Consider the following 22,742-nt stretch of genomic DNA (forward strand, 5'->3'; position numbering starts at 1 on the left):
CTTCGGAAAGGTGCGGTGGTTCGGGATCTACGGTGGCCGAGGCCCTCAGGAGTGGAACGGCAGCCCCGCGTCGGCGACCAGGTCGAGGTCGTCGGTGTCCTCGGCGGGCAGCAGGCTGGCGCTGCCGTCGGTGACCGGGACGACGCCCAGGTCGAGGAGCTCGGCCATGGCGGCGCTGCCCGCCATGTCGCGGACCTGGAGCTGGTAGCGGGCCGTCGTGCGGTAGGTGCCGCCGTGGTCGTCGCCGGTGCGCTGCAGGAAGCCCGAGTCGGTGAGGAAGGCGGCCGCCTTGCCGACGATGCCGGTCGTCGACCCGGCGAGCCGGCGGGCGTCCTTGGTGGCGCCGGTCGCGCTGCGTCTGACCCAGATCCGCCAGGCGGCCTCCAGGCCGGGTGCGTCGGTGGCCGGGTCGGTGTTCTCGCCCTGTTCCTCGGCCCGCTCCTCCAGGCGTCGGCAGGCCTGCCGGACGAAGGCGTCCACGCCGTTGACGGTGACCCGGCCGATGTAGCCGTCGTCGGCGAGGTCCTCGGGCCGGGGGAATGCCAGGGCGGCGAGGGCGAGATGGGCCAGCCCGTGCAGGAACCGGTCGCCCGAGTCGGAGGAGGCGCGACGCGCGTAGTCGCCCATGCGCACGGCGAACACCGAGTTCTCGGCCGCCGTCACGGCCATCCCCGCGCGCGGGGACACTTCGAGGACGACCAGCCCCAGACCGGCGGCGACGGCGTCCGCGAGCCGCGCGAACGCCGGGTCCTCCCGGTAGCGGCGGAGCAGCTCGGTGTACTCCTGGTCCCGCGCGGGCTGCAGCTTGGGCTGGAGCCCGAAGGCGACGAGTCTCGCCGCGTCGGCGGCGTCGGCGGGCGTGACGGCGGAGCCGGCCGGCGCGGCGGCGGGCTCGGGCTCACTCCAGTCGACGTGCTCGGTCACGGCTTCGGCTCCTTGTCGCGTTCTCGTTCACTCATGCTGCTTCCGTCCGGTCCGCCGCCATCCCCGCGGCGTCCAGCAGGGCTGTGCCCACGATGAGGTCGGCACCGCCGAACTCGGGGTCGTCCAGTTCCGTCCCGTCGTCCACGGCGAAGAGCAGCTTCTCCTCGCCTTGCCGGTAGGCGGTGCCGACCGGGGGGCTGGCGGCGTGGACCGCCAGCAGGGCCACCAGGTACGGCAGATCGGGGTCCTGGCGGCGCGCCTGCGCGAGCAGTCCCGACAGCCGGCGGGGCGCGTCGGCCGGGAGGTCCAGCAGCTCCGTCGCGGCCGCCAGCTGCTCGTCGCTGAACCGGCTGTCGTCCGGGGTCGCGATCAGGTCCGGCTCGGGCATCTCTGCGCCCAGGTGTTCGCGCTCCAGGGGCGGGGTCAGCAGTATGTCGACGAGGTCGCCGACCCGGACCGACACCGGCGTGCGCAGGCCCGTCCCGCGCGCGAAGAACGCGTCGGTGACGCGGACCGCCTGCTCCAGGGGCAGCGGCAGCACCGGCGCGACGAGGTGTCCGTACAGGTCGATCCCGGACGTGGTCATCGGCGTGGCGAAGGCCTGCCGGTCCTGCTCGGCGCGGAACAGCGGGCCGGCCTCCAGCAGTCGGGACTGGAGCTGGGTGTGCCGCCGGATGCAGTCCTTGACGATGTCGACCAGCTCGGCGGCGCGGCGCTTGTGCTCGGAGTCCTCGGTCTCGTCGCGGGCCCGGCGGATGTTGGTGAGGATCGCGTTCTCGTGGCGGTACCGGTCGGCGACGTGGTCCAGGGCCTCGGCGATCATGTCGGGCACGGCGTTGAGCCAGTCCACGGCCCGGACGTTGCGCCGGGTCGCGTCCAGGGCCCGGCGCAGGGTCTCCGAGTACTGCACGGTGCGGTAGCGGGCCTGCTCCGCGGCGAGCTGGGCGTCCGCGAGGCGGCCCCGGTTGATCAGGACCTCCAGCTTGACCTCGGCGGCGATCTGGGCGCTGGTGACGTCGGTGTCCAGGGCGCCGACGAGGACGTTGACCGCCTCGTCGGTCGTCCGGAGGTAGACGGTGCCGCCGGGGCCCGGGACCTCCTCGATCAGCTTGAAGTCGTAGTCACGGCGGACATAGGTGCCGTCCGGCGCGAACGTGCCGTACACGGCGCGGAAACCGCGGTCGACGCTGCCGACGTTGATCAGGTTCTCCAGGACCCAGCGGGCGACGCGTTCGTGCTCGGCGACAGGCCGTCGCGGGGCCTGGGCGGCGATGCGCGGGATGAGCCTCGCCACTATCTGCTCGTGGTCGGCGCCCGTGTCGAAGTCCATGTTGAGGGTGACGAGGTCGATGGCGGCGAGTGCCACCTCGGCCATGCCGTAGACCGAGTACTCGCCCGCGAGGTTCGCCTTGCGCGCGTCGAGGTCGTGCAGCGGTGCCGTGCAGGCGAGCGCGCGCAGCCGCCGCGCCAGTCCCTCGTCGGCGGCCGGGCCCGGAGCCGGGCGCGGCACCGCGGTGAACTGGGGCGGAACGCTGTCCGTCGGCGCAGGCGAAGTCACGGTGCACAGACTAAATCCTCGGTCTGACAACGACCCAAACGACGCAGAAGCGACGGGCGTCACAGCGGCGCGAGAGGGCGTCGGTCCTGACGGGCGGCCGGTGCTCCGACCGGCCCTCGCCGGCGGTGTCAGTCCGTGCCAGGGCCGTCCTCGCCGACCCGGCGCCGGTAGACCTCCACGACCCTCTCCAGCGAGTCCGTGAGGTAGGTCTCCAACAGCCTCTCCGCCTCGCGCCGGTCGCCGGCCTGGAGCGCCTGCAGGATCTGCCGGTTGCGCGCGAGGTACGGCTCGTGCAGCCGGCGCGGGTCGTCCACGACGTGGAAGGCAAGCCGCAGCTCGGCGAAGACGCTGCGCATCAGCTCGTCGGTGCGTTCGCTGCCGGCCAGGGCGACCAGTTCCCGGTGGAAGTGGATATTGGCCGTACCCAGTCCTTTCCAGTCATTCTCGACGGACGCCAGCTGCCCCGCGGTGACCGCGGAGGCGAGCCCCTCCAGCGCGTAGGGCGGCTCGCCCAGCCCGCGCACGACGGCGCACTCGACGAGGGCGCGGGTGCGGTAGATGTCCTCGACGTCCTCGACGGTCAGGACCCGGACGAACACGCCCCGGTTGAGCTCGTGGACCAGCAGGCGCTCATGGGTGAGCAGCCGGAACGCCTCGCGCAGCGTGTTGCGGGAGACGCCGAGCGCCCCTCCGATGCTGTCCTCCGACAGCCGGGTGCCCGGCGGGAAATAGCCCTCGGCGACGCGGCTTCTGAGGATGTCCGAAACACGCTCGGCGGTGCTCGTACGGCCCAGGAGGGCACGGTCGTCGGCCAGTCCCGTCAGCTGCTCTGCCATGCCCGGAATTCAACCGCAGACACCAGGACGAAACAACACGGGTATTGAAGGATCGTTGAACGATCCTCTACGGTGCTCCGCACGGCGCGACCCCTGCACGGCACGACCCGGTACGACCCCGCACGGCACGACCCCGTACGGCACGACTCCTGCGCACAACTCCCGCACGGCACGGCTCTCGACGCGGCTCCGTTCCCGCACCCTCCGTCCCTCATCTGCGAGGTGCCCATGAGCTCGACCCCTCCACCTCAGGCCCTTCCCTCCGACGCCAGGACCGGCGCGGGTGAACGCGGCGCCGACGGCGGCGCCTTGGGATGGCTGCACGACCTCGGCCCCGGCGGCCGCCGCGCCTTCGCGGGTGCCTTCGGCGGATATGCCCTGGATTCCTACGACTACTTCACCCTGCCGCTCAGCATGGTCACGCTGGCGGCGTACTTCGGCCTGGACAGCGGCCAGACCGGCCTGTTCACCACCGTCACGCTGGTGGTCTCCGCGATCGGTGGCGCCGCGGCGGGCGTGTTCGCGGACCGGGTCGGCCGGGTCAGGGCGCTGATGATCACGGTGATCACCTACGCGGTGTTCACCGTGGCCTGCGGCTTCGCGCCCGACTACGAGACGCTGCTGGTGTTCCGCGCCCTCCAGGGCCTCGGCTTCGGCGGCGAGTGGGCGGTCGGCGCGATCCTGGTCGCCGAGTACGCGAGCGCCAAGAACCGGGGCCGTACCCTCGGCGCGATCCAGAGCTCGTGGGCCGTGGGCTGGGCGCTCGCCGCGCTCGTCTACACGCTGGTCTTCACCCACGTCGGCGACGACTGGGCCTGGCGCGTGATGTTCTGGACCGGCGCGCTGCCCGCGCTGCTCGTGGTGTGGCTGCGCCGCCGGGTGCACGACGCCCCGGGGGCGACGGCGGTGCGCGAACAGAGCGCGCGGCGGGGCTCGTTCGCGGCGATCTTCCGGCCGGGTACGGCCGAAGCGCCGGGTCTGCTGCGCACGACGGTCTTCGCGGGTCTGCTGTCCACCGGTGTGCAGGGCGGCTACTACACGCTGGCGACCTGGGTGCCGACGTACCTCAAGACCGAGCGCGGCCTGTCGGTCGTCGGCACCGGCGGATATCTGACCTTCCTGATCTCGGGCGCCTTCCTGGGCTACCTCACCGGCGGCTACCTCACCGACCGGCTCGGCCGGCGCCGCAACATCTGGCTGTTCGCCCTGCTGTCGGCGCTGTGCATCCTGGCGTACGCGAACATCCCGAGCGGCGCCAACACCCTGCTGCTGGTGCTCGGTTTCCCGCTCGGGTTCTGCATGTCGGCGATCTTCAGCGGCTTCGGTTCCTTCCTGAGCGAGCTGTACCCGACGGAGGTACGCGGCACGGGACAGGGGTTCACGTACAACACCGGCCGCGCCGTGGGCGCCGTCTTCCCGACCCTGGTGGGCTTCCTGGCCGACAGCTGGGGTGTGGGCGGCGCGCTGGTCTTCGGCGCGATCGGGTACGGCATCGCGGCGCTGGCGCTCTTCGGGCTGCCGGAGACGCGCGGAAGGGAACTGGCGTGACCGGAGCGAACCGTACCGAGGACCGCCCCCTGACCCTCGTCGACGAGCACGCGCACGCGTGGAGCGCGAAAACCGCGCGGGCCCGCTGCCGGGAGGGTCTGGCGGGCCCCACGGCCGGGGTCGCGGCGGGCCACACGCAGGCCAACCTGATCTCGGTGCCCGCCGACTGGGCCTACGACATGCTGCTGTTCTGCCAGCGCAACCCCAAGCCCTGTCCGGTGCTCGACGTCACGGACGCCGGCTCCTGGACCACCGTGCTCGCGGAGGACGCGGACCTGCGCACCGACCTGCCGCGCTACCGGGTGTGGCAGGACGGGGAACTGGTGGACGAGCCGACGGACGCGCGCGCCCACTGGCGCGACGACCTGGTGTCGTTCCTGATCGGCTGCAGCTTCACCTTCGAGTGGGCCCTGGCCGGGGCCGGCGTCCCCATCCGGCACGTCGAACAGGGCCGCAACGTCCCGATGTACGTGACCGGCCGCCAGTGCCGGCCGGCGGGGCGGCTGAGCGGGCCGCTGGTGGTGTCCATGCGCCCGGTGCCGCCGGAGCACCTGGCGGCCGCGATCCGGGAGAGCAGCCTGTTCCCGGCGGTGCACGGCGGTCCCGTGCACTGCGACGATCCCTCGGCGCTCGGCATCGACGACCTCGGCCGCCCCGACTTCGGGGATGCGGTGGACGTCGGCCCGGACGACATCCCGGTGTTCTGGGCCTGCGGGGTCACCCCGCAGGCCGCGGTGATGGCCTCGCGCCCGCCGTTCGCGATCACCCACGCGCCGGGACAGATGTTCCTCACGGACGCCCGCGACGAGCAGTACCGCGTGGCCTGACAGGAGACACGGAAGATCCATGACCTCGATCGATCTGAACGCCGATCTCGGCGAGGGCTTCGGCCGCTGGCGGCTGACCGATGACGAGCGACTGCTGTCCGTGGTCACCAGCGCCAACGTGGCCTGCGGCTTCCACGCCGGGGACGCGGCGACCATGCGCCGGGTGTGCGAGCTGGCGGCCGAGCGCGGCGTGACGATCGGCGCGCAGGTGTCCTACCGGGACCTGGCGGGGTTCGGGCGGCGCGCGATGGACGTGCCGCCCGCCGAGCTGGCGGCCGAAGTGGCCTACCAGATCGGCGCCCTCGAGGTCTTCGCGCGTGCGGCGGGCGCCCGCGTGGCCTATGTGAAGCCGCACGGCGCGCTCTACAACCGGGTCGTGCACGACCCGGAGCAGGCCGGGGCGGTGATCGACGGCGTGCTCCTCGCGGACACCTCGCTCCCCGTCCTCGGGCTGCCCGGCTCGCGCCTGCTGGAACGGGCGCAGAAGGCCGGACTGCCGGCCGTCACGGAGGCGTTCGCGGACCGCGCGTACACCGAGGAGGGCACGTTGGTGCCGCGCGGGCAGGACGGCGCTGTGCTCAGCGATCCGGCGGCGGTCGTGAAGCGCTCGGTGGATCTGGCGCGCTCGGGCGCGGTCACCACGCACTCCGGTGCGCGTATCGAGGTGCGCGCCCGCTCGCTCTGCCTGCACGGGGACACGCCGGGCGCGGTCGAGCTGGCCCGCCGGGTGCGCGAGCGGCTGGTCGCGTCGGGCGTGCGGGTGGAGGCCTTCGCATGAGGGCGCTGCCCGTCGGCGACAGGGGGCTGCTCGTCGAGGTGTCCACGGGCGAGGAGGCCCAGGCGCTGCACGCGGACCTGCTGCGCCGCCGCGCGGAGGGCTCGCTGGTCGTCCGGGAGATCGTCCCGGCGGCCCGTACGGTGCTGCTCGACGGCCTCGACGACCCGGTTCGTTGGGCATCCGAACTGACCGCCTCCCAAGTGCCGCCCACTCCCCCACGCGCGCGTGAGGTGATCGAGCTCCCGGTGCGCTACGACGGCCCCGACCTCGCCGAGGTCGCCGCCCACTGGCGGGTGCCGGAGCAGGAGGTGGCCCGTATCCACGCGGCCACCGAATTCACGGTCGCCTTCTGCGGGTTCGCCCCCGGGTTCGGCTACCTCACCGGCCTTCCCGCCGGGCGGGACGTGCCGCGCCGGGCCACTCCGCGCACGGCCGTGCCCGCCGGGGCCGTGGCCCTCGCGGGCCCGTACACGGGCGTGTACCCGCGCTCGTCGCCGGGCGGCTGGCAGCTGATCGGTACGACCGACGCGGTCCTGTGGGACCACGCGCGCGTGCCGACCGCGCTGCTGTCACCCGGTGCGCGCGTCCGCTTCGTACCGGTGGGTGACGTATGACGGATCGTGCCCTGGTCGTCGTACGGGCCGGGGCGCTGACCACGGTGCAGGACCGGGGGCGGCCCGGGCACGCCCACCTCGGAGTTCCCCGGTCCGGGGCGCTCGACGCTCCCGCGGCGGCGCTCGCCAACCGGCTGGTGGGCAATCCGCCGGACGCCGCCGTGCTGGAGACGACCCTCGACGGCTGTGCCCTGCGGCCCCGGTCGACGGTCATCGTGGCGGTCGCCGGAGCCCCGTGCCCGGTCACCGTCGGCGGCCGCCCTGCGGCCTGGGGCGGCCCGGTCGTGGTCCCGGCCGGGGAGGTACTGGAGGTGGGTGGAGCGGTCGCGGGGGTGCGGAGTTACGTGGCCTTCAACGGCGGCATCGCCGTCGAACCGGTTCTGGGCAGCCGGTCCACGGACCTGCTGTCCGGCCTCGGCCCGGCGCCGCTCACGGACGGCGCGGTGCTACCCCTGGGCGCCGCGGCCGGCCAGCACGCGCGCGTGGACGTCGTCCCGCAGCCGATGCCGCCGGCCGAACTCGTCCTGCGCGTGACGCCGGGCCCGCGCCACGACTGGTTCACGCCCCGAGCCGTACGGGACCTCACCGCGCGGACCTACCGGGTGTCCTCCGCGAGCAACCGCATCGGGCTGCGCACGGAAGGGCCCGCCCTGGAGCGGGCCCGTCCCGGCGAACTCCCCAGTGAGGGGATGGTCCTCGGCGCCGTCCAGGTGCCGCCGGACGGCCGTCCCGTGATCTTTCTGGCCGACCACCCGACCACCGGGGGCTACCCGGTGGTCGCGGTGGTCCGCGCCGCCGACCTCCCGGCCGCGGCGCAGGCGGTACCGGGTACCCCGGTCCGCTTCGTGGCCGTGCGCCGGCGCTGAGCCGTCATGCGGCGTCCGGCCGCTCCGCGACCGTGAGGGCGGCCAGTGCCGACGAGACCGCGGCGGAGGTGCGCAGGTCGAGGCGGGCGCTGGTGCCCCGGGCGCGGTGCCGCATCTCGTCGAGGGCCAGCCTCAGCAGCTGCGGCAGCAGGTCGGTGCAGCGCCGGATCACCCAGGCGGTGCCGGCGGTGGCCAGCCACAGCAGGCTCGCCGATTTGGTGGGCACGGGGAACTCCGGCTCGGGCGAGGGTGCCTTGCCCTTGGCGACGCCCGCCTTGGCGAGCAGCGCGTGGAAACGCAGGGCCAGTTGCCGGTGGCCGCGCTCGCCCGGGTGCAGCCGGTCCGCGCTCCACATGGCGCGGTCGGCGAGCCACGCGCCCTCACTGGCGTGCAGGTGGACCGCCCCGTACCGCTCCGAGAGCGCGTGCACCACGGCGTTGACCGCCCGTTGCCGGCGCGCCAGCGGGCGGGCCAGGGCGCCCGGGAGCCGCAGCATCGAGCCGGGATCGGGCAGGCACGCCGTGAGCAGGACCGCGCCCTGCCCGGTGACCGCCGCGTAGGCCTTGTCGAGGTTCGCGGCCACCGCGTGGATGTCGAACGTGCAGCGCAGGGTGTCGTTGACGCCGATGACGACGGACGCGACGTCCGGGCGGAGGTCGAGAGCGGCCGGGGTTTGGCGTTCCAGGACGTCCCGCGTCTGCGCCCCGCTGACCGCGAGGTTGGTGAAGTCGACCGAGTCCCCGGAGAGTCCGCCGGCCAGCAGCGCGGCCCAGCCGCGCCACCCCTCGCCGGCGGGGTCGCCCACTCCCTCGGTGAGCGAGTCCCCGAGGGCCACGAAGCGGACGGGTCTCATACGACGCCCTCCGGGACGACGCGACGGGACGGTGCCGACGTTCCGTCCGTGGCGGGACGGGACGGTGCCGTCGTGTCGTGGGCGACGGAACGGGACAGTGCCGTCGTGTCGTCGGCGCTACGACGGGACGATGTCGTCGCGTCCTCCGCGCCACGACGGGACTGCGCCGTCGTATCGTCCCCCGCGCCCTCCGACAGCACGGATGCGTCGTGCGCCGCGAGGAACGCCTCGACCGCCGCGCCCCAGCCGAAGCACTCCGCACGCGCGCGTGCGGCCTCACGGCGCTCGTGCTCCCGGCGTTCCAGGAGCATCTCGACGGCGTCCGCGAAGGCGGCGCCGTGGTCGGCCGCCGTGGCGCCCGCGGATCCGATCACCTCCGGCAGCGCGGACGACGCGCTGGCCACCACGGGCGTGCCGCAGGCCATGGCCTCCAGCGCGGCGAGCCCGAAGGTCTCGGCGGGCCCGGGGGCCAGGGCGACGTCGGCGGAGGCCTGGAGCGCGCCCAGCTCGCCCCGGTCGGCCACGTGCCCGAGGAAGGTCACCGGCAGCCCGCGCTCACGCGCCCGCTGCTCCAGCCGTACCCGCAGCGGTCCGTCGCCGGCCACCACGAGAACCACGCGCCGATCGCGCCGTACCAGCGCCTCCAGCGCGTCGAGCGCCGTGCCGGGCCGCTTCTCCACGGACAGCCGGGAGCACATCACCAGCAGCGCCTCGTCCGGGCGCGCGTGCCGGGCGCGCAGCTCGGGGTCGCGCAGCGCGGGGTGCCGCTGCATGAGATCCACGCCCAGCGGGGCCCGTACGACGTTCCGCGCGCCGATGCGGACGAACTCCCGCTCGGCGAACTCCGTGGTGCACACGATCCGCGAGTACGTGTGGGCCGTACGGATGTTGAGGGCGTCGGCGGCGCGCCGGGACAGGTTCTCCGGCAGGCCCCAGGTGCGCAGGACACCGTCGGCGGTCTCGTGGGAGACCATCACGGCGGGGACCCGGGCGCGCCGGGCCCACCGGCCGGTCCACCGCAGCGTCGTGCGGTCGGAGACCTCGAGGCGGTCCGGGGCGAGGCGCTCCAGCAGGGTGGCGACGCGCCGCTTGTCGGTGAGGACGCGGTAGCCGCCGGTGCCCGGCAGCAGCGGGCCGGGCAGGGTGATGACCCGGCCCTGCTCGGTGTCCCGGTCGGAGAACCGCTCGCCGGGCACGATCAGCACCGATTCGTGGCCCGCCGCCTGGAAGCCCTTGCCGAGTTCACGCAGGGCCGTGCGCAGGCCGCCCGAGGCGGGGGCGACGAAGTTGGCGAGCCGGACGATGCGCAGGGAGTCGCCGGTCATGCCGCGACCACCGCCCGGCGGTGGGCGAGGACGTCCTCGTAGTGGGCGATCAGTTGGTTGCCCACGGCGGCCCAGGTGCGTCCCTCGACCGTCGCGCGGGCGGTGGCGCCGAAGGCGGTCCGCAGGCCCCGGTCGGTGGCCAGGGTCGCCACCGCGTCGCGTACGGCGTCGCCGTCGCGCGGCGGGACCAGGAAGCCGGTGCGGCCGTGGTCGACCAGGTCGAGCGGGCCGCCGGCGGCGGGCGCGATCACGGGGACACCGCTGGCCATGGCCTCCTGCACGGTCTGGCAGAAGGTCTCGAAGGGGCCGGTGTGCGCGAAGACGTCCAGCGAGGCGAAGATCCGGGCGAGGTCGGAGCCGGTGCGGCGGCCGAGGAAGACCGCGCCCGGCAACGCCTCGGTCAGGTGCGCCTGACTGGGGCCGTCGCCCACGATCACGACCTTCACGCCCTCCAGGCCGCAGGCACCGGCCAGGAGCTCGACCTGCTTCTCGGGGGCGAGCCGGCCGACGTAGCCGACGATGACCTCGCCGTCGGGGGCGAGTTCGCGGCGCAGGGCCTCGTCGCGCAGGTCGGGGCGGAAGCGGACGGTGTCCACGCCCCGGGGCCACAGCCTGACCCGGGGCACGCCGTGTGCCTCCAGGTCCTGCTGGGAGGCGCTGGACGGGGCGAGGGTCCGGTCGGCGGCGGAGTGGACGGAGCGTATGCGCCGCCAGGCCGCCGCCTCACCGGCGCCCACGTACGTGCGGGCGTATCCGGCCAGGTCGGTCTGGTAGACGGCCACGGCCGGGATGCCGAGCTTGGCGGCGGCGGCCATGCCACGGACGCCGAGGATGAAGGGGCTGGCCAGGTGCACGACATCGGCACGGTGCTCGATGAGTGCGGCGGCGAGGCGTCGGCTGGGGAGGGCGATGCGGACCTGGGGGTAGCCCGGGAGCGGAAGGGAGGGGACAGGGACAACGGGGCACGGCGCCGAGGCGTCGGGCTTGTTGCCGGGGGCGGGAGCCGGAGCGACGACGAGGGGAGCGTGACCGCGATCGACGAGGTGCCGGGCGGTCTGGAGCGCGCAGTGGGCCACGCCGTTCACATCGGGGGGAAAGGATTCGGTCACGATGACGACACGCATACCGGTGTTGTCGCCGCGCTGGACGTGGCCGCGTCAAAGTGGATCTTTCCGAACGATAAACGTCCCATGAGCGTTGCGCTGCACACCCGAGCAGGTCAGACCGCGTCCATGACTTCCTGACCCACGAGTCACCTCGTGTTCATACGGCGGGTCCGTCCGACGCGATTCGGCTACGCACGGCTGTCTGGACCTCGGCCTCCTCGGCCGGATCCGCGGCGAGCCGACGGAGTTGCTCGACGACCCGCGCGTCACCGGTCTCGGCGTGCCGGGCGGCGAGCTCGCGGGTGCTCTCCTCGCAGTCCCAGAGGCATTCGACGGCGAAGCCCGCCGGGAAGGAGGGGTCGGTGGCGGACAGGGCGCGGGCGGCGCGGCCCCGTAGGTGGGACGACGCCGTCTCGCGATAGATGTGGCGCAGGACGGGGGCCGCGCAGGCGATGCCGAGCCGTCCGGTGCCGTCGACGAGGGTCCACAGGGTCGGCGCGTCGGGGCCCTCGCCCCGGACGGCCTCGCGCAGGGCGCCGAGGACCAGGTCGCTGTCCTGGGCTCCGCCGCGACAGGCGAGCATACGTCCGGCGGCGGCGCCGAGGGCGTCGGGCCGGTGGGCCCAGCCCCGGGCCCGGTCGACGGCGGCGATGCTGCGCATCCGCTCGAAGGCGTCGACGGCGGCCTCCACGACCGGCGTGGTGCCGTCGCCGACGGCGGCCTCGATCAGGCCGAGGGCGTCGGGGTCGTTGCTGTCGGCGAGGTAGCGCAGGGCGGTGCACCGGGCTCCCTCGGTGCCGTCCTTGGCGGCCTGGACGATCTCCGGCCGGTCCTCCGGGCCCGCTACGGCGACGAGACAGCGGGCGGCCGGGACATGCAGGGCGGCGCCGCGTTCGAGGCCCTGCTGGGCCCACTCGAAGACCGCTCGCACGCTCCACCCCGGACGGGGCCCGCTCGGTCGCAGCTGCCGCTGCCAACGGTCGAAACAGCCGGCCTCCTGGGCGGCACGCACGCGCGTGGCGACGGATTCGCGCGGATCCTCGGCCCACAGCCGCCAGGGCCGTGGCTCGAAGGCGTCGCGGACGGCGGCGGCCAGCTCGCCCTCGCCCTCGGCGTCGGTGGCGAAGCGGGCCAGGACAGGGGCGGCGAGGGCGCGCAGGCCCGCGTCGTCGTCCCTGAGGGCGAGCTCGTCGAGCGCCCAGGCCCAGTTGGAGCCGGAGCCCGCGTACCTGCGCAGCAGTTCGAGGGCGTCGCGCCTGCCGTACGAGGCGAGGTGCCCGAGGACGGCGAGGGCGAGGCCGGTGCGGGACTCCTCGGTGTCGAGGACGTCCTCGGCGCAGAACAGGTGGGCCTCGATGGCGTCCAGTTCGCCGCTCAGATCGAGGTACAGGCGGGCGTAGTAGAGGGAGCGGTTCTCCACCTGCCAGTCGTGGCGCGGGTCGCGCAGCACGCAGTGGTTCAGCGCCGCGAGCGCCTCGGCGCGGGGGGCGGTGAGCGCGTGCAGCGTGCCGTCGCCACGGCCCCGCTGGAGCAGGCCGAGCAGCGTACCGCTGGGCGCTATGACCGGATCGAACATGGGAAACAGCCTCACATCAAGCGTCGACGCAACCGGGGAACACGCACTACCTGGCCGCGTGACACAACGTCGGGGCGCCCGCCGTCTCTTGCTTGCTGTAGACCATTTCTCTCTGCCTCTCGTCAGTGGCCCATGCGGACCGCATCACGGTCCGCGCGGTGCGGCAACACCTGCCCAGCCATCGCGTCCGTGAATCACGACGTCATGATGACTCGCGGGTTTCTCCTGCCGCGACCGTATTTCCGGCGGCCCTTTACCGCCTCCCCCGTTTTGCGTGTCGTTCCTGGTCAGGACGTTCGGATCAATGTGCGCCGAACAATTCGAGCAGTTCCGTCTTGCCGAACATACGCGCCGTGTCAATGGCCGACGGAGTACCCGCAGCCGGATCTGCGCCGCCTTCCAGAAGTGTCTTGATCACTTCCGTCTCTCCTTTGAAGACGGCCCCGGCGAGCGGGGTCTGACCCCGGTCGTTGATCCGGTCTGCCTCGGCACCCCGGGCGAGCAGCGCCCGCACCGCGTCCGCGTGGCCGTGGTAGGCCGCGAGCATCACGAGGGAGTCGCCACGATCGTTGGTGAGGTTGGCCGGGACGCCCGCGTCGACGTAGGCCACGAGCGCCTCGGTCCCGCCCTGCCGGGCGAGGTCGAAGATCTTCGTCGCCAGCTCCACGACCTCGGGGTCGGGGGCTTCGCTCATCGGCCGGACCGCCTCTCCTGCGCACTTCGGGGACTGAGGGAGCCTACGGCAGCGAGCGGTTGCCGCCGTACGGGTGAAACGCCAGGGTACTGGCTCTCGCGGCACATGACTCGATATGCCCGAGGTAAAGATCACCACTGACCCCACGGGGCGCGGGGTCCCGCCCACAGGACGCGCGCGACCCCGCCCGACCGGGCCAGGACCCCTCAGCCGACCAGGTGAAATCCTCGGAAATCCACCCAGTTGCACCTTTTGTCGTATGGATACATGCTGTGATCCTGGAAGAACTCATGGTGACTGTCCCCCCTCGACACCAGGAGACCGAAAATGATTCTCTCCATGTCAGGCGTCGTCCTGCTCGGCATCATCGTCTTCCTCTTTTTCCGGAAGGACGGCCTGAAGGCATCGCACGCCTGCGTCTCATCCCTGTTCGGCTTCTACCTGGCCAGCACGGCCATCGCGCCGAGCATCAAGGCAGGCGGCGAGAGCCTGGCGAGCCTGCTCGGCGGCATCAAGTTCTGACGCCGCCCCTCCCGTCCGTACGCACCAACAGGAGACAGCAGTGGCCCGGCGCCCCCTCCCCCGCATTCTGAGCAACGGCAGCGCGCAGATCGCCCGGAGCCGGGAGCTGGCCCGGACGGCGGCCGACAGCGCCACGGACGTCCTCCACCCGCTGATCACCGTCTCGCGCGGGCTGCGCCGGCTGGCCTCGGCCGGGCGGCGCAAGTGGGCTGACACGCCCAAGGACAAACGCGGGCCGCTGCTGTTCCTGGCGGCCACGCTCGTCCTGGTCGTGGCGCTCCTGCCGTACGGACCGCTGCTCGCCGCCATCACGCTGATGGCGGCGGCAGCCTGGCAGGGCCGGGAGCGCACCGCGTCGGAGCCGGAGGGCCCCGACGAGTCGCAGACGGAGCGGCTGCGGTCGCTGTACGAGGCCCTGGTGCCCTACTTCTCCGTCGCCGAGGACCCCGCGCCCCTGTACATCCACGGCGGCGAGTGGGAGAAGACCTTCCCCACCCACGACTTCGACGAGGCGGGACGGGTCGCCCACCTCGTGATCCGCTACCCCGCGTACTTCCCGGACGGAGAGGCCGAAGAGCGCGCCCGGATCGAGCACCTGCTCGCCGCGAAGGCCGGGCGGGGCCGGGAGTACCACTTCTTCTGGGACGAGGAGGCCAACCAGCTCACGGTGGCCGTCCTCGCGCCCCTGCCCACCGACATCGCCGCCCAGCGCTTCGTCACCGCGCCGGGCGAGACCGTCCTGGGCTTCACCGACCCCACCGAGGTCCAGCGCACGCTCCCCCTCTCCTACGGGGAGGAGCAGCGCGACGTGCCGCCGGTCGTCTGGCGCACCGGCATCCGCTCCACCGAGCCGCACCTGCTGGTCCTCGGCCAGCCCGGCAGCGGCACCTCGACCCTGCTGCGCTCGGTCGCCCTCCAGGCGCTCCAGTACGGCGACGTACTGATCGTCGAGGGCGGCGGCACCGGCGAGTACGCCTGTCTGACCGGCCGGGACGGGGTCCTGGCCGTCGAGTGCGGGCTGGCCGGGGCGCTGGCGAGTCTGGAGTGGGCCGCGCACGAGACCGAGCGGCGGCTCATCGCGGCCAACCGGGCCCGGCAGGCGGGGCACCCGCCGCCGGACGACACCAGGCGGCCGCTGTGGATCGTGCTGGACCGGCCGAGCGTCTTCGCCCACCTCGCCGCCACGGACGGCCGCCGGGATCCGCAGACGCTGCTCCAGGTTCCGCTGCGGCACGGCCGTGCGGCCAATGTGACCGTGGTGGTGGCCGAGCAGTTCGACAGCGCGGACGCGTTGAGCGACGCGGTACGGCAGCACACGCGCGCGCGTGTCGTGCTCGGACCCGCGTCACCTCAGCAGTTGGAAGCGGTCCTGGGCGCCCCGCCGCACACCACGCCGTTGGCGCAGGTGCCGCCGGGACGCGGCTACGCGCGGCTGGGGTACGGCCCGGTGCACCGGCTCCAGGTTCCGGCGACCCCCGACCCGTACGACGACGCCACGAGTGACGCCGACCGGCAGGCGGTGCTGGCCCTGCTTCCGCCGCGTACGACACCGGCGGACGCGGAGACGATTCCCGCGGACGCGCTCCCGGCCGAGGCGATCCCCACCGAGTCGGTTCCCACCGAGGCCGTCGTGGCCAAGGCTTCGGGAGCGGAGCTGGAAGCGGCACCCTGAGCCGGTGCGGTGCTACGCCACGAACGTCCGAGGGGACTCCGCCCCTCCCGTCGCCCCCGTCTCCACCAGCCGGGCCGCCGCCGCCAGGCGGACCGCCGCCTCCTCGGCCACCGCTCCGCCGACCGTGAACGGCAGCCGCACATAGCCCTCGAAGGCGCCGTCGACGCCGAAGCGCGGCCCGGACGGTACGCGCACGCCGACCCGCTCCCCCGCCTCGGCGAGCCGCGACCCGGACAGGCCCCCGGCCCGCACCCACAGGGTGAGACCTCCCGCGGGCACCTCGAAGTCCCATTCCGGCAGCTCGCGCCGTACCGCCGCCACCAGGGCGTCCCGGTTCTCCCGGGCCTGGCCGCGGCGCAGGTCCACGGCCTGCTCCCAACCCCCGGTGCTGAACAGCCAGTTCACGGCCAGCTGTTCCAGTACCGGCGTGCCCAGGTCGGCGTAGGCGCGGGCCGCGACCAGGCTGCGGATCACGTCGGGGGCGGCGCGCACCCAGCCGATGCGCATCCCGGCCCAGAAGGCCTTGCTGGCCGAGCCGACGGTGATCACCGTCGAGCCGGCGCGGTCGAAGCCGCACACCGGCCGCGGCATCTCCACGCCCTCGTCCAGCCACAGCTCGCTCATCGTCTCGTCGGCGACCAGCACCGTGCCCGCGGAGCGGGCCGCGTCCACCAGCCGGCGCCGCTGGTCCTCGTCGGCCAGCGCGCCGGTGGGGTTGTGGAAGTCGGCGACGACGTACGCGAGCCGCGGGGCCGCCTCGCGCAGCACCTGGCGCCAGCGGTCCACGTCCCAGCCGGACAGCCCCTCGGCCATGGCGACCGGCACGAGCCGGGCGCCGGCCTCCCGCATCAGCTGGAGGATGTTGGCGTAGGAGGGTGACTCGACGGCGATGCGCTCGCCGCGGCCCGCGAAGAGGTGGCAGATGGCGTCCATCGCGCCCATGGCACCGGTGGTGACCATGATCTGCTCGGGCATGGTGGGGATCCCGCGCGCGGTGTAGCGCTCGGCGATCATCGCGCGGAGGGCCGGCAGACCGGCCGGGTAGTCGCCATGGGTGTGGGCGTACGGCGGCAGCTCCTCCAGGGCACCCTGCACGGCCCGGGTGAGCCAGGGCTCGGGCGCGGGCAGCGCCGCGCAGCCGAGGTCGATCACCGAACCGAGCGCCTCGGGCGGCAGGGGTTCCAGGCCGCGGGCGGGCAGGGGGTTGCCCGCCGGAACCGCCGTCCAACTGCCCGCGCCGCGCCGGGATTCCAGGAAGCCCTCCGTGCGCAGCGCTTCGTAGGCCGCCGCGACCGTGGTGCGGCTGACGGACAGCGACAGGGCCAGTTCGCGTTCGGCGGGCAGTCGTGCGGCCACCGGCACCCTGCCTTCCAGCACCAGCAGCCGGATGCCGTCGGCGAGCGCGCGGTAGGCGGGCGGGCGGCGGCTGCCGGGACCGGCGGGCCGCTCCTGCTGGGAGGTGAGCAGCCGGGCGAGCTGTGCGGCACCCACCGCCGAAGTCCACTGCGCCATGCAGATCAGTCCACCTTCCCCGAATTGGCCCTGGATGGCCTTCATCCCCAAGCCACATGGTGTCACGAGCCAGGCCACTACCACCACCAGGGGGGACCTCTTGTCCACACAGGACCGTCTCGGGCGACGGTTGATCCAGCTGTACGCGGGACTCGCGCTGTACGGCGTGAGTTCCGCCCTTCTCGTCCAGGCGGGCCTGGGTCTGGAGCCCTGGAACGTGCTGCACCAGGGCCTCGCCGAACGCACCGGGCTCTCCATCGGGGTCGTCCTGATCATCGTGGGCGCGGTGGTGCTGCTCCTGTGGATCCCGCTGCGCCAGCGCCCGGGTCTCGGCACGGTCTCCAACGTCTTCGTGATCGGCATCGTCATGGACGGCACGCTCGCCGTCGTGCCCGAGGCCCACGCCTTCGCCGTGCGGATCCCCCTGCTGCTCGCCGGAATCGTGCTCAACGGCGCGGCCACCGGCCTCTACATCGCGGCGCGGTTCGGCGCGGGTCCGCGCGACGGTCTGATGACGGGGCTGCACCGGCGTACCGGTGCCTCGATCCGTCTGTTGCGGACCGCCATCGAGGTCGCGGTCGTGGCCACCGGGTTCGCGCTCGGCGGCTCCATCGGCGTCGGCACCGTGCTGTACGCGCTGTCGATCGGGCCGCTGGCCCAGTTGTTCCTGCGCGTTTTCGCCGTCCCGGCTGCATCCGACGGCAGCACGGTCGTTGCCACGGGGACACCCGGACGGGTGATACTGCCTCGGTGAGCACGTTGATACGCCACCCGTACCTGGATCATCCCGGCCCCATACCCTTCGCCCATCGAGGCGGTGCCGCCGACGGCCTGGAGAACACCGTGGCGCAGTTCCGCCGCGCGGTCGACCTGGGCTACCGGTACATCGAGACCGATGTGCACGCCACGACGGACGGGAAGCTCGTCGCCTTCCACGACGACACCCTGGACCGGGTCACCGACGGAGCGGGCCGGATCGGCGACCTCCCGTGGGAGGACGTGCGGCAGGCGCGCGTGGGCGGCAGCGAGCCGGTACCCCTCTTCGAGGAGCTGCTGGAGACGTTCCCGGACGTGCGCTGGAACGTGGACACCAAGGCGGAGCCGGCCCTGCGGCCCCTGCTGGATCTCATCGAGCGCACCGACGCCTGGGACCGGGTGTGCGTGGGCTCCTTCTCGGAGGCGCGCGTGCTGCGCGCCCAGCGGCTGGCCGGGCCGCGCCTGGCCACGTCGTTCGGCGTCCGCGGGGTGCTCAGCCTGCGGCTGCGCTCCTGGGGGCTGCCCGCCGCGGTGCGCCGGTCGGCGGTCGCCGCGCAGGTGCCCGAGTCGCAGTCCGGCGTCCCGGTGGTCGACCACCGCTTCGTGCGCGCCGCTCACGCGCTCGGCCTGCAGGTCCACGTGTGGACGATCAACGAACCGGAGCGGATGCACCGGCTCCTGGACCTCGGTGTCGATGGCATCATGACCGATCACATCGACACGTTGCGCAAGGTCATGGAGGACCGGGGCGTCTGGGTCTGAGCACCCGACCCGCCCGGCCACGCCTTCGCACGGCACTTTCAGCGGGGAAGCGAGGGCACGGGTGGGCACCGAAACCGTGCGGGCAGTGGCGGCCGACGAGGCCGCCGAACGGCGGCGCGAGCAGCGCGGCTGGTACTTCTACGACTGGGCGTGCTCCGTCTATTCGACGAGCGTGCTCACCGTGTTCCTCGGCCCGTATCTGACCTCGGTCGCCGAGCACGCGGCGGACGCGGACGGCTTCGTGCATCCGCTCGGGATACCGGTCCGGGCGGGCTCGTTCTTCGCCTACACCGTGTCCCTGTCGGTGATCGTGGCCGTGGTGGTGATGCCGCTGGTGGGCAGCGTCGCCGACCGCACGGGCCGCAAGAAGCCGCTCCTGGGCGCGGCCGCGTACGTGGGGGCCGCGGCGACGGCGGTCATGTTCTTCCTGGACGGCGACCGGTACCTGCTCGGCGGGGCGCTGCTGATCGTCGCGAACGCCGCGTCGTCCGTGGCGACGATGCTCTACAACTCCTACCTGCCGCAGATCGCCCCGCCCGAGGAGCGGGACGCGGTCTCCTCGCGGGGCTGGGCGTTCGGGTACGCGGCGGGCTCCCTCGTCCTGGTCGCCAATCTCGTCCTCTACTCCGCGCACGACAGCTTCGGCCTCTCCGAGACGGCGGCGGTCCGCATCTGCCTGGCGTCGGCGGGTCTGTGGTGGGGCGCCTTCACCCTCGTACCGCTGCGCCGCCTGCGCGACCGCCGGTCGACTCCGGCGCGCGAGTCCACCGCGCCCGGTCTGCGGCAGCTCGCGGCCACCGTCCGTGACATGCGGCGGCATCCGCTGACGCTCTCCTTCCTGCTCGCCTACCTCATCTACAACGACGGCATCCAGACGGTGATCTCCCAGGCGTCGGTGTACGGCTCCGAGGAGCTCGGGCTCGGGCAGTCGACGCTGATCGGGGCCGTGCTGCTGGTCCAGGTGCTGGCGGTGGCCGGCGCGCTGGCGATGGGGCGGCTGGCGCGGACCTACGGCGCTCAGCGCACGATCCTCGGATCCCTGGTCGCCTGGACGGTCACGCTCGCGGCCGGATACTTCCTGCCGGCCGGGGCGCCGATGTGGTTCTTCGTGCTGGCCGCCGGGATCGGGCTGGTGCTCGGCGGGAGCCAGGCGCTGTCCCGGTCCCTGTTCTCGCATCTCGTCCCGCCCGGCAAGGAAGCCGAGTACTTCGCGGCGTACGAGATGAGCGACCGGGGCATGAGTTGGCTGGGCCCGCTGCTGTTCGGCGTCACCTATCAGCTGACCGGCAGCTACCGCTCCGCGATCATCTCGCTGGTGGCCTTCTTCGTCATCGGGTTCGTGCTGCTCGCGCGGGTTCCGGTGCGGCGGGCGATCGGCGCGGCGGGCAACCCGGTTCCGGAGAAGATTTAGCGCTGATTTAGCGCTCAACGCGAAAGGGCGGTAGTGTACGCGTTTGGCCTGCCAGGCGTACCGTTACTGCGCGTCAAAGAAGCCGAAACGCTGGGTGACATCTGCTAGCAGATGTGACAAACCGGGCGCTGGTGGGTACAACAAGGGGCGGCTACGACGGCGACGCATGACCCGGTACGGGACTCGGAACGGGAATCTTTACCGCCGACCGGACGTTGACCGGATGACGACGACAGCGACACCTGTCCTGTGGGCGACAAGCCCGGGAGGCACGATTCATGAGTGAGCGAGCTCTTCGCGGTACGCGCCTCGTGGTGACCAGCTACGAGACGGACCGCGGCATCGACCTGGCCCCGCGCCAGGCCGTGGAGTACGCATGCGAGAAGGGGCACCGCTTCGAGATGCCCTTCTCGGTCGAGGCGGAGATCCCGCCGGAGTGGGAGTGCAAGGTCTGCGGTGCCCAGGCACTCCTGGTGGACGGCGACGGCCCCGAGGAGAAGAAGGCCAAGCCCGCGCGTACACATTGGGACATGCTGATGGAGCGGCGCACCCGTGAGGAGCTCGAAGAGGTCCTCGAGGAGCGCCTGGCGGTTCTCCGCTCCGGGGCGATGAACATCGCGGTTCACCCCCGGGACAGCCGCAAGTCCGCGTAGTCCCTGCGGGGCTGGGCCGCGACACAGCGCAACGAGATTGACCGCGGGCGCCGTACGTGATGTTGACGTACGGCGCCCGCGGTTTCGTTGTGGGTGGGGGTGGGGGTTCTTGGCGCGGGTGGGTGGGGGGTGGCCGGCCCTCCCGGGGGCTGCGCCCCCGGACCCCCGCTTCGGCCCGAAAGGCCTCGTCCTCAATCGCCGGACGGGCTCAGTGATGCCGACCTGCGCCGAGCCGTACGCGCGGCGTTTCAGCTGGTCAGCGGCGGGCGCTGCTCCCACGCGGTGTCGCCGGGCTCGGCCGCGGTCTCCCTGATGACCTCGCCCTGGACGATCTTGCCGTCGGGGCGGTGGATGCGGACCTGCTGGAAGGCGTCGCCCAGGGTTCCGGGGGCGGCCTGGCGGAGCTTGCGGTCGACGGTGCGCTCCGCGTAGCGACTCAGGGCCTTCTGGACGGGCGGCAGCAGGAGCAGCAGCCCCACGGCGTCGGAGACCAGGCCGGGGATCATGATCAGCAGGCCGCCGAGCATCATGAAGCCGTTGCCGCCGCCGCGCTCCGGGGAGCCGCCGCGCTGCAGGGCCTCGTTGAGGCTCTGGAACGCCCGGCGCCCGGCGCGCTTGATGACCACGGAACCGGCGACGAAGCCCGCCACCAGGAGCAGGAACACGGTGAAACCGCTCGCCGCGCCCGCGACCACGGTCAGCAGCCAGATCTCCAGCACGAGCCACGCGGCGATGCCCAGCGGCAGGAACGTGCGCAGCCGGGAGCGCCGGGGTCGGGTGCGAGGCGGAGGGGTCGGAGCACCAGTCGTCATGCACCCAGTGTGCCTGGGCCCGGCTCAGTGCGGGATAAGGGGGCGGCCCGAGGTCAGGCCCGCCTGCCCTTGCCGGTGATCTTTCCGACCCGCTCGCCGACGCCCCAGGCCGTGACCCGCCACAGCGCCTCGACGAGGATGTCGCGGCTCATCTTGGAGTCGCCCAGCTCCCGCTCGACGAAGGTGATGGGCACCTCGACGACGTGGAAGCCGGCCTTGACCGCCCGGCGGGCCAGGTCGACCTGGAAGCAGTAGCCCTGGGAGGCGACGTCGGTGAGGCCGAGGCCCTCCAGGGTCTCGCGGCGGAAGGCGCGGTAGCCGCCGGTGATGTCGCGCAGCGGCAGGTCCAGGGCCAGGCGGGAGTAGAGGCTGCCACCGCGGGAGATGAACTCGCGGGACCTGGGCCAGTTCACGACCCGGCCGCCCGGCACCCAGCGGGAGCCGAGCACCAGGTCGGCGCCCTTGAGGGCGGTGAGCAGGCGGGGCAGTTCCTCGGGCTGGTGGGAACCGTCGGCGTCCATCTCGACGAGCACGCCGTAGCCGTTGTCCAGGCCCCAGCGGAAGCCGGCGAGGTAGGCGGCGCCGAGGCCTTCCTTGCCCTTGCGGTGCAGGACCTGGACGTGGTCGTCCTCGGCGGCCAGCTCGTCGGCGAGCTTTCCGGTCCCGTCGGGGCTGTTGTCGTCCGCCACGAGAACGTGCGCCTCGGGGACGGCCTTGCGGACCCGGCCGACGATGGCCTTGATGTTCTCCGCCTCGTTGTAGGTCGGGATGATCACCAAGGCCGTGCCGAGCGGGCCGAACTGCCTCTCCTGGGCCTGTGCCGCGGGGGTCCCGTCGCCGTCGTTCACTGCTGCCCCTTCGTGTCGTACGCAGGGGACCACCATAGTGGCCGCGGCCTGCGCGGACGTGACAGCACGTTCGTACGGTGGTGTCGATTCCGCAAGAGCGGGGTAAGAATGCAGTTTTTCGGCTTTTCGCGCCGTTCGGCCGTGCGCGCCGCTACGGATGGGGGCCCGACGCCCTTCGGGCCGACCTGGGGCCCGCTGGCTGCGGGTCGACCGAAAGCCGTTGTCTACTGAGCGTCCGGGCCCCACCCGGGTCACACCTCCCGACCGGCCGGAAGCTTCCCCCGTCGGC

General features: G+C 73.1%; 22 protein-coding genes. 11 read left to right on the forward strand and 11 right to left on the reverse strand.

The window, feature by feature from the left end; all coding sequences use genetic code 11:
* Nucleotides 1-45: 45 nt before the first annotated feature.
* The 3 genes from ACWGKT_RS29685 to ACWGKT_RS29695 form a co-directional block, all read right to left on the reverse strand.
* The gene (locus ACWGKT_RS29685; protein ID WP_453276106.1) at nt 46-924 is read right to left on the reverse strand and encodes a hypothetical protein; all 879 of its coding nucleotides are present in this window, start codon (nt 922-924) and stop codon (nt 46-48) included.
* 31 nt (nt 925-955) lie between these two features.
* Nucleotides 956-2,482, reverse strand: a complete 1,527-nt coding sequence (locus tag ACWGKT_RS29690; protein WP_356144874.1) for a hypothetical protein — start codon at nt 2,480-2,482, stop codon at nt 956-958.
* 128 nt (nt 2,483-2,610) lie between these two features.
* Nucleotides 2,611-3,318, reverse strand: a complete 708-nt coding sequence (locus ACWGKT_RS29695) for a GntR family transcriptional regulator (protein WP_453276107.1) — start codon at nt 3,316-3,318, stop codon at nt 2,611-2,613.
* Nucleotides 3,319-3,546: 228 nt separating this feature from the next.
* Between ACWGKT_RS29695 and ACWGKT_RS29700 the strand changes: the two genes are divergently transcribed.
* From ACWGKT_RS29700 to ACWGKT_RS29720, 5 genes are read left to right on the forward strand one after another with little or no spacing between them, the layout of a single operon-like run.
* A complete protein-coding gene (locus ACWGKT_RS29700) occupies nt 3,547-4,866 on the forward strand; it encodes an MFS transporter (RefSeq protein ID WP_453276155.1) in 1,320 nt (439 codons plus the stop codon).
* Complete coding sequence (locus ACWGKT_RS29705; protein WP_453276108.1) at nt 4,863-5,693, forward strand: putative hydro-lyase; 831 nt, start codon at nt 4,863-4,865, stop codon at nt 5,691-5,693. The genes ACWGKT_RS29700 and ACWGKT_RS29705 overlap by 4 nt, the downstream gene beginning before the upstream one ends.
* Nucleotides 5,694-5,712: 19 nt before the next feature.
* Nucleotides 5,713-6,471 carry a LamB/YcsF family protein gene (locus tag ACWGKT_RS29710; protein WP_453276109.1) on the forward strand — a complete coding sequence of 253 codons (759 nt, stop codon included), beginning with the start codon at nt 5,713-5,715 and terminating at the stop codon, nt 6,469-6,471.
* Nucleotides 6,468-7,085, forward strand: coding sequence for a 5-oxoprolinase subunit B family protein (locus ACWGKT_RS29715; protein ID WP_453276110.1), 618 nt, complete (start codon nt 6,468-6,470; stop codon nt 7,083-7,085). Before ACWGKT_RS29710 ends, ACWGKT_RS29715 begins: the two co-directional genes overlap by 4 nt.
* Nucleotides 7,082-7,951, forward strand: coding sequence for a 5-oxoprolinase subunit C family protein (locus tag ACWGKT_RS29720; protein WP_453276111.1), 870 nt, complete (start codon nt 7,082-7,084; stop codon nt 7,949-7,951). Before ACWGKT_RS29715 ends, ACWGKT_RS29720 begins: the two co-directional genes overlap by 4 nt.
* A 4-nt stretch (nt 7,952-7,955) precedes the next feature.
* Here ACWGKT_RS29720 and ACWGKT_RS29725 read toward each other — a convergent pair whose 3' ends face one another.
* The 5 genes from ACWGKT_RS29725 to ACWGKT_RS29745 all read right to left on the reverse strand — a co-directional run bounded on the left by ACWGKT_RS29725 (nt 7,956) and on the right by ACWGKT_RS29745 (nt 13,505).
* Nucleotides 7,956-8,804 carry an SGNH/GDSL hydrolase family protein gene (locus ACWGKT_RS29725; protein ID WP_453276112.1) on the reverse strand — a complete coding sequence of 283 codons (849 nt, stop codon included), beginning with the start codon at nt 8,802-8,804 and terminating at the stop codon, nt 7,956-7,958.
* Nucleotides 8,801-10,129 (reverse strand): glycosyltransferase, encoded by a 1,329-nt coding sequence (locus ACWGKT_RS29730; RefSeq protein ID WP_453276113.1) that lies wholly within the window; start codon nt 10,127-10,129, stop codon nt 8,801-8,803. Before ACWGKT_RS29730 ends, ACWGKT_RS29725 begins: the two co-directional genes overlap by 4 nt.
* The gene (locus tag ACWGKT_RS29735; RefSeq protein ID WP_453276114.1) at nt 10,126-11,253 is read right to left on the reverse strand and encodes a glycosyltransferase family 4 protein; all 1,128 of its coding nucleotides are present in this window, start codon (nt 11,251-11,253) and stop codon (nt 10,126-10,128) included. Before ACWGKT_RS29735 ends, ACWGKT_RS29730 begins: the two co-directional genes overlap by 4 nt.
* A gap of 139 nt (nt 11,254-11,392) precedes the next feature.
* Nucleotides 11,393-12,811: a HEAT repeat domain-containing protein gene (locus tag ACWGKT_RS29740; RefSeq protein WP_453276115.1), complete on the reverse strand. Its 1,419-nt coding sequence runs from the start codon at nt 12,809-12,811 to the stop codon at nt 11,393-11,395.
* 301 nt (nt 12,812-13,112) lie between these two features.
* Nucleotides 13,113-13,505, reverse strand: a complete 393-nt coding sequence (locus ACWGKT_RS29745; protein WP_235455801.1) for an ankyrin repeat domain-containing protein — start codon at nt 13,503-13,505, stop codon at nt 13,113-13,115.
* A 327-nt stretch (nt 13,506-13,832) separates the two neighbouring features.
* Between ACWGKT_RS29745 and ACWGKT_RS29750 the strand changes: the two genes are divergently transcribed.
* Together ACWGKT_RS29750 and ACWGKT_RS29755 are read left to right on the forward strand one after the other, a co-directional pair.
* The gene (locus tag ACWGKT_RS29750; protein ID WP_235455802.1) at nt 13,833-14,027 is read left to right on the forward strand and encodes a hypothetical protein; all 195 of its coding nucleotides are present in this window, start codon (nt 13,833-13,835) and stop codon (nt 14,025-14,027) included.
* Nucleotides 14,028-14,067: 40 nt separating this feature from the next.
* A complete protein-coding gene (locus ACWGKT_RS29755; RefSeq protein ID WP_453276116.1) occupies nt 14,068-15,699 on the forward strand; it encodes a hypothetical protein in 1,632 nt (543 codons plus the stop codon).
* Nucleotides 15,700-15,711: 12 nt separating this feature from the next.
* Here ACWGKT_RS29755 and ACWGKT_RS29760 read toward each other — a convergent pair whose 3' ends face one another.
* Nucleotides 15,712-17,211: an SCO1417 family MocR-like transcription factor gene (locus ACWGKT_RS29760; RefSeq protein ID WP_453276117.1), complete on the reverse strand. Its 1,500-nt coding sequence runs from the start codon at nt 17,209-17,211 to the stop codon at nt 15,712-15,714.
* A 100-nt stretch (nt 17,212-17,311) separates the two neighbouring features.
* On the opposite strand from ACWGKT_RS29760, the gene yczE reads away from it, so the two are divergent.
* From yczE to ACWGKT_RS29780, 4 genes are all read left to right on the forward strand, one after another.
* Nucleotides 17,312-17,965 (forward strand): membrane protein YczE, encoded by a 654-nt coding sequence (gene yczE / locus ACWGKT_RS29765; protein ID WP_356144897.1) that lies wholly within the window; start codon nt 17,312-17,314, stop codon nt 17,963-17,965.
* Entirely contained in the window at nt 17,962-18,729 is a 768-nt protein-coding gene (locus ACWGKT_RS29770; RefSeq protein WP_356144899.1) for a glycerophosphodiester phosphodiesterase, read from the forward strand. The genes yczE and ACWGKT_RS29770 overlap by 4 nt, the downstream gene beginning before the upstream one ends.
* A gap of 61 nt (nt 18,730-18,790) precedes the next feature.
* Nucleotides 18,791-20,140: an MFS transporter gene (locus tag ACWGKT_RS29775; RefSeq protein ID WP_453276118.1), complete on the forward strand. Its 1,350-nt coding sequence runs from the start codon at nt 18,791-18,793 to the stop codon at nt 20,138-20,140.
* Between the two features lie 278 nt (nt 20,141-20,418).
* Nucleotides 20,419-20,793, forward strand: a complete 375-nt coding sequence (locus tag ACWGKT_RS29780) for an RNA polymerase-binding protein RbpA (protein WP_003977404.1) — start codon at nt 20,419-20,421, stop codon at nt 20,791-20,793.
* Nucleotides 20,794-21,041: 248 nt separating this feature from the next.
* On the opposite strand, the gene fxsA is transcribed toward ACWGKT_RS29780, so the two are convergent.
* Entirely contained in the window at nt 21,042-21,605 is a 564-nt protein-coding gene (gene fxsA, locus ACWGKT_RS29785) for an FxsA family membrane protein (protein WP_453276119.1), read from the reverse strand.
* A 53-nt stretch (nt 21,606-21,658) separates the two neighbouring features.
* Nucleotides 21,659-22,453, reverse strand: coding sequence for a polyprenol monophosphomannose synthase (locus ACWGKT_RS29790; RefSeq protein WP_453276120.1), 795 nt, complete (start codon nt 22,451-22,453; stop codon nt 21,659-21,661).
* Between the last annotated feature and the right edge of the window lie 289 nt (nt 22,454-22,742).

This window comes from Streptomyces sp. NPDC054794, assembly GCF_053611585.1.

Coding starts and splice junctions, on each gene's coding strand:
- ACWGKT_RS29695 (WP_453276107.1), bottom strand. CDS start 3,318: ATGGCAGAGCAGCTGACGGGACTGGCCGACGACCGTGCCCTCCTGGGC.
- ACWGKT_RS29700 (WP_453276155.1), top strand. CDS start 3,547: ATGAGCTCGACCCCTCCACCTCAGGCCCTTCCCTCCGACGCCAGGACC.
- ACWGKT_RS29710 (WP_453276109.1), top strand. CDS start 5,713: ATGACCTCGATCGATCTGAACGCCGATCTCGGCGAGGGCTTCGGCCGC.
- ACWGKT_RS29715 (WP_453276110.1), top strand. CDS start 6,468: ATGAGGGCGCTGCCCGTCGGCGACAGGGGGCTGCTCGTCGAGGTGTCC.
- ACWGKT_RS29720 (WP_453276111.1), top strand. CDS start 7,082: ATGACGGATCGTGCCCTGGTCGTCGTACGGGCCGGGGCGCTGACCACG.
- ACWGKT_RS29725 (WP_453276112.1), bottom strand. CDS start 8,804: ATGAGACCCGTCCGCTTCGTGGCCCTCGGGGACTCGCTCACCGAGGGA.
- ACWGKT_RS29730 (WP_453276113.1), bottom strand. CDS start 10,129: ATGACCGGCGACTCCCTGCGCATCGTCCGGCTCGCCAACTTCGTCGCC.
- ACWGKT_RS29735 (WP_453276114.1), bottom strand. CDS start 11,253: ATGCGTGTCGTCATCGTGACCGAATCCTTTCCCCCCGATGTGAACGGC.
- ACWGKT_RS29740 (WP_453276115.1), bottom strand. CDS start 12,811: ATGTTCGATCCGGTCATAGCGCCCAGCGGTACGCTGCTCGGCCTGCTC.
- ACWGKT_RS29745 (WP_235455801.1), bottom strand. CDS start 13,505: ATGAGCGAAGCCCCCGACCCCGAGGTCGTGGAGCTGGCGACGAAGATC.
- ACWGKT_RS29750 (WP_235455802.1), top strand. CDS start 13,833: ATGATTCTCTCCATGTCAGGCGTCGTCCTGCTCGGCATCATCGTCTTC.
- ACWGKT_RS29760 (WP_453276117.1), bottom strand. CDS start 17,211: ATGGCGCAGTGGACTTCGGCGGTGGGTGCCGCACAGCTCGCCCGGCTG.
- ACWGKT_RS29780 (WP_003977404.1), top strand. CDS start 20,419: ATGAGTGAGCGAGCTCTTCGCGGTACGCGCCTCGTGGTGACCAGCTAC.
- fxsA (WP_453276119.1), bottom strand. CDS start 21,605: ATGACGACTGGTGCTCCGACCCCTCCGCCTCGCACCCGACCCCGGCGC.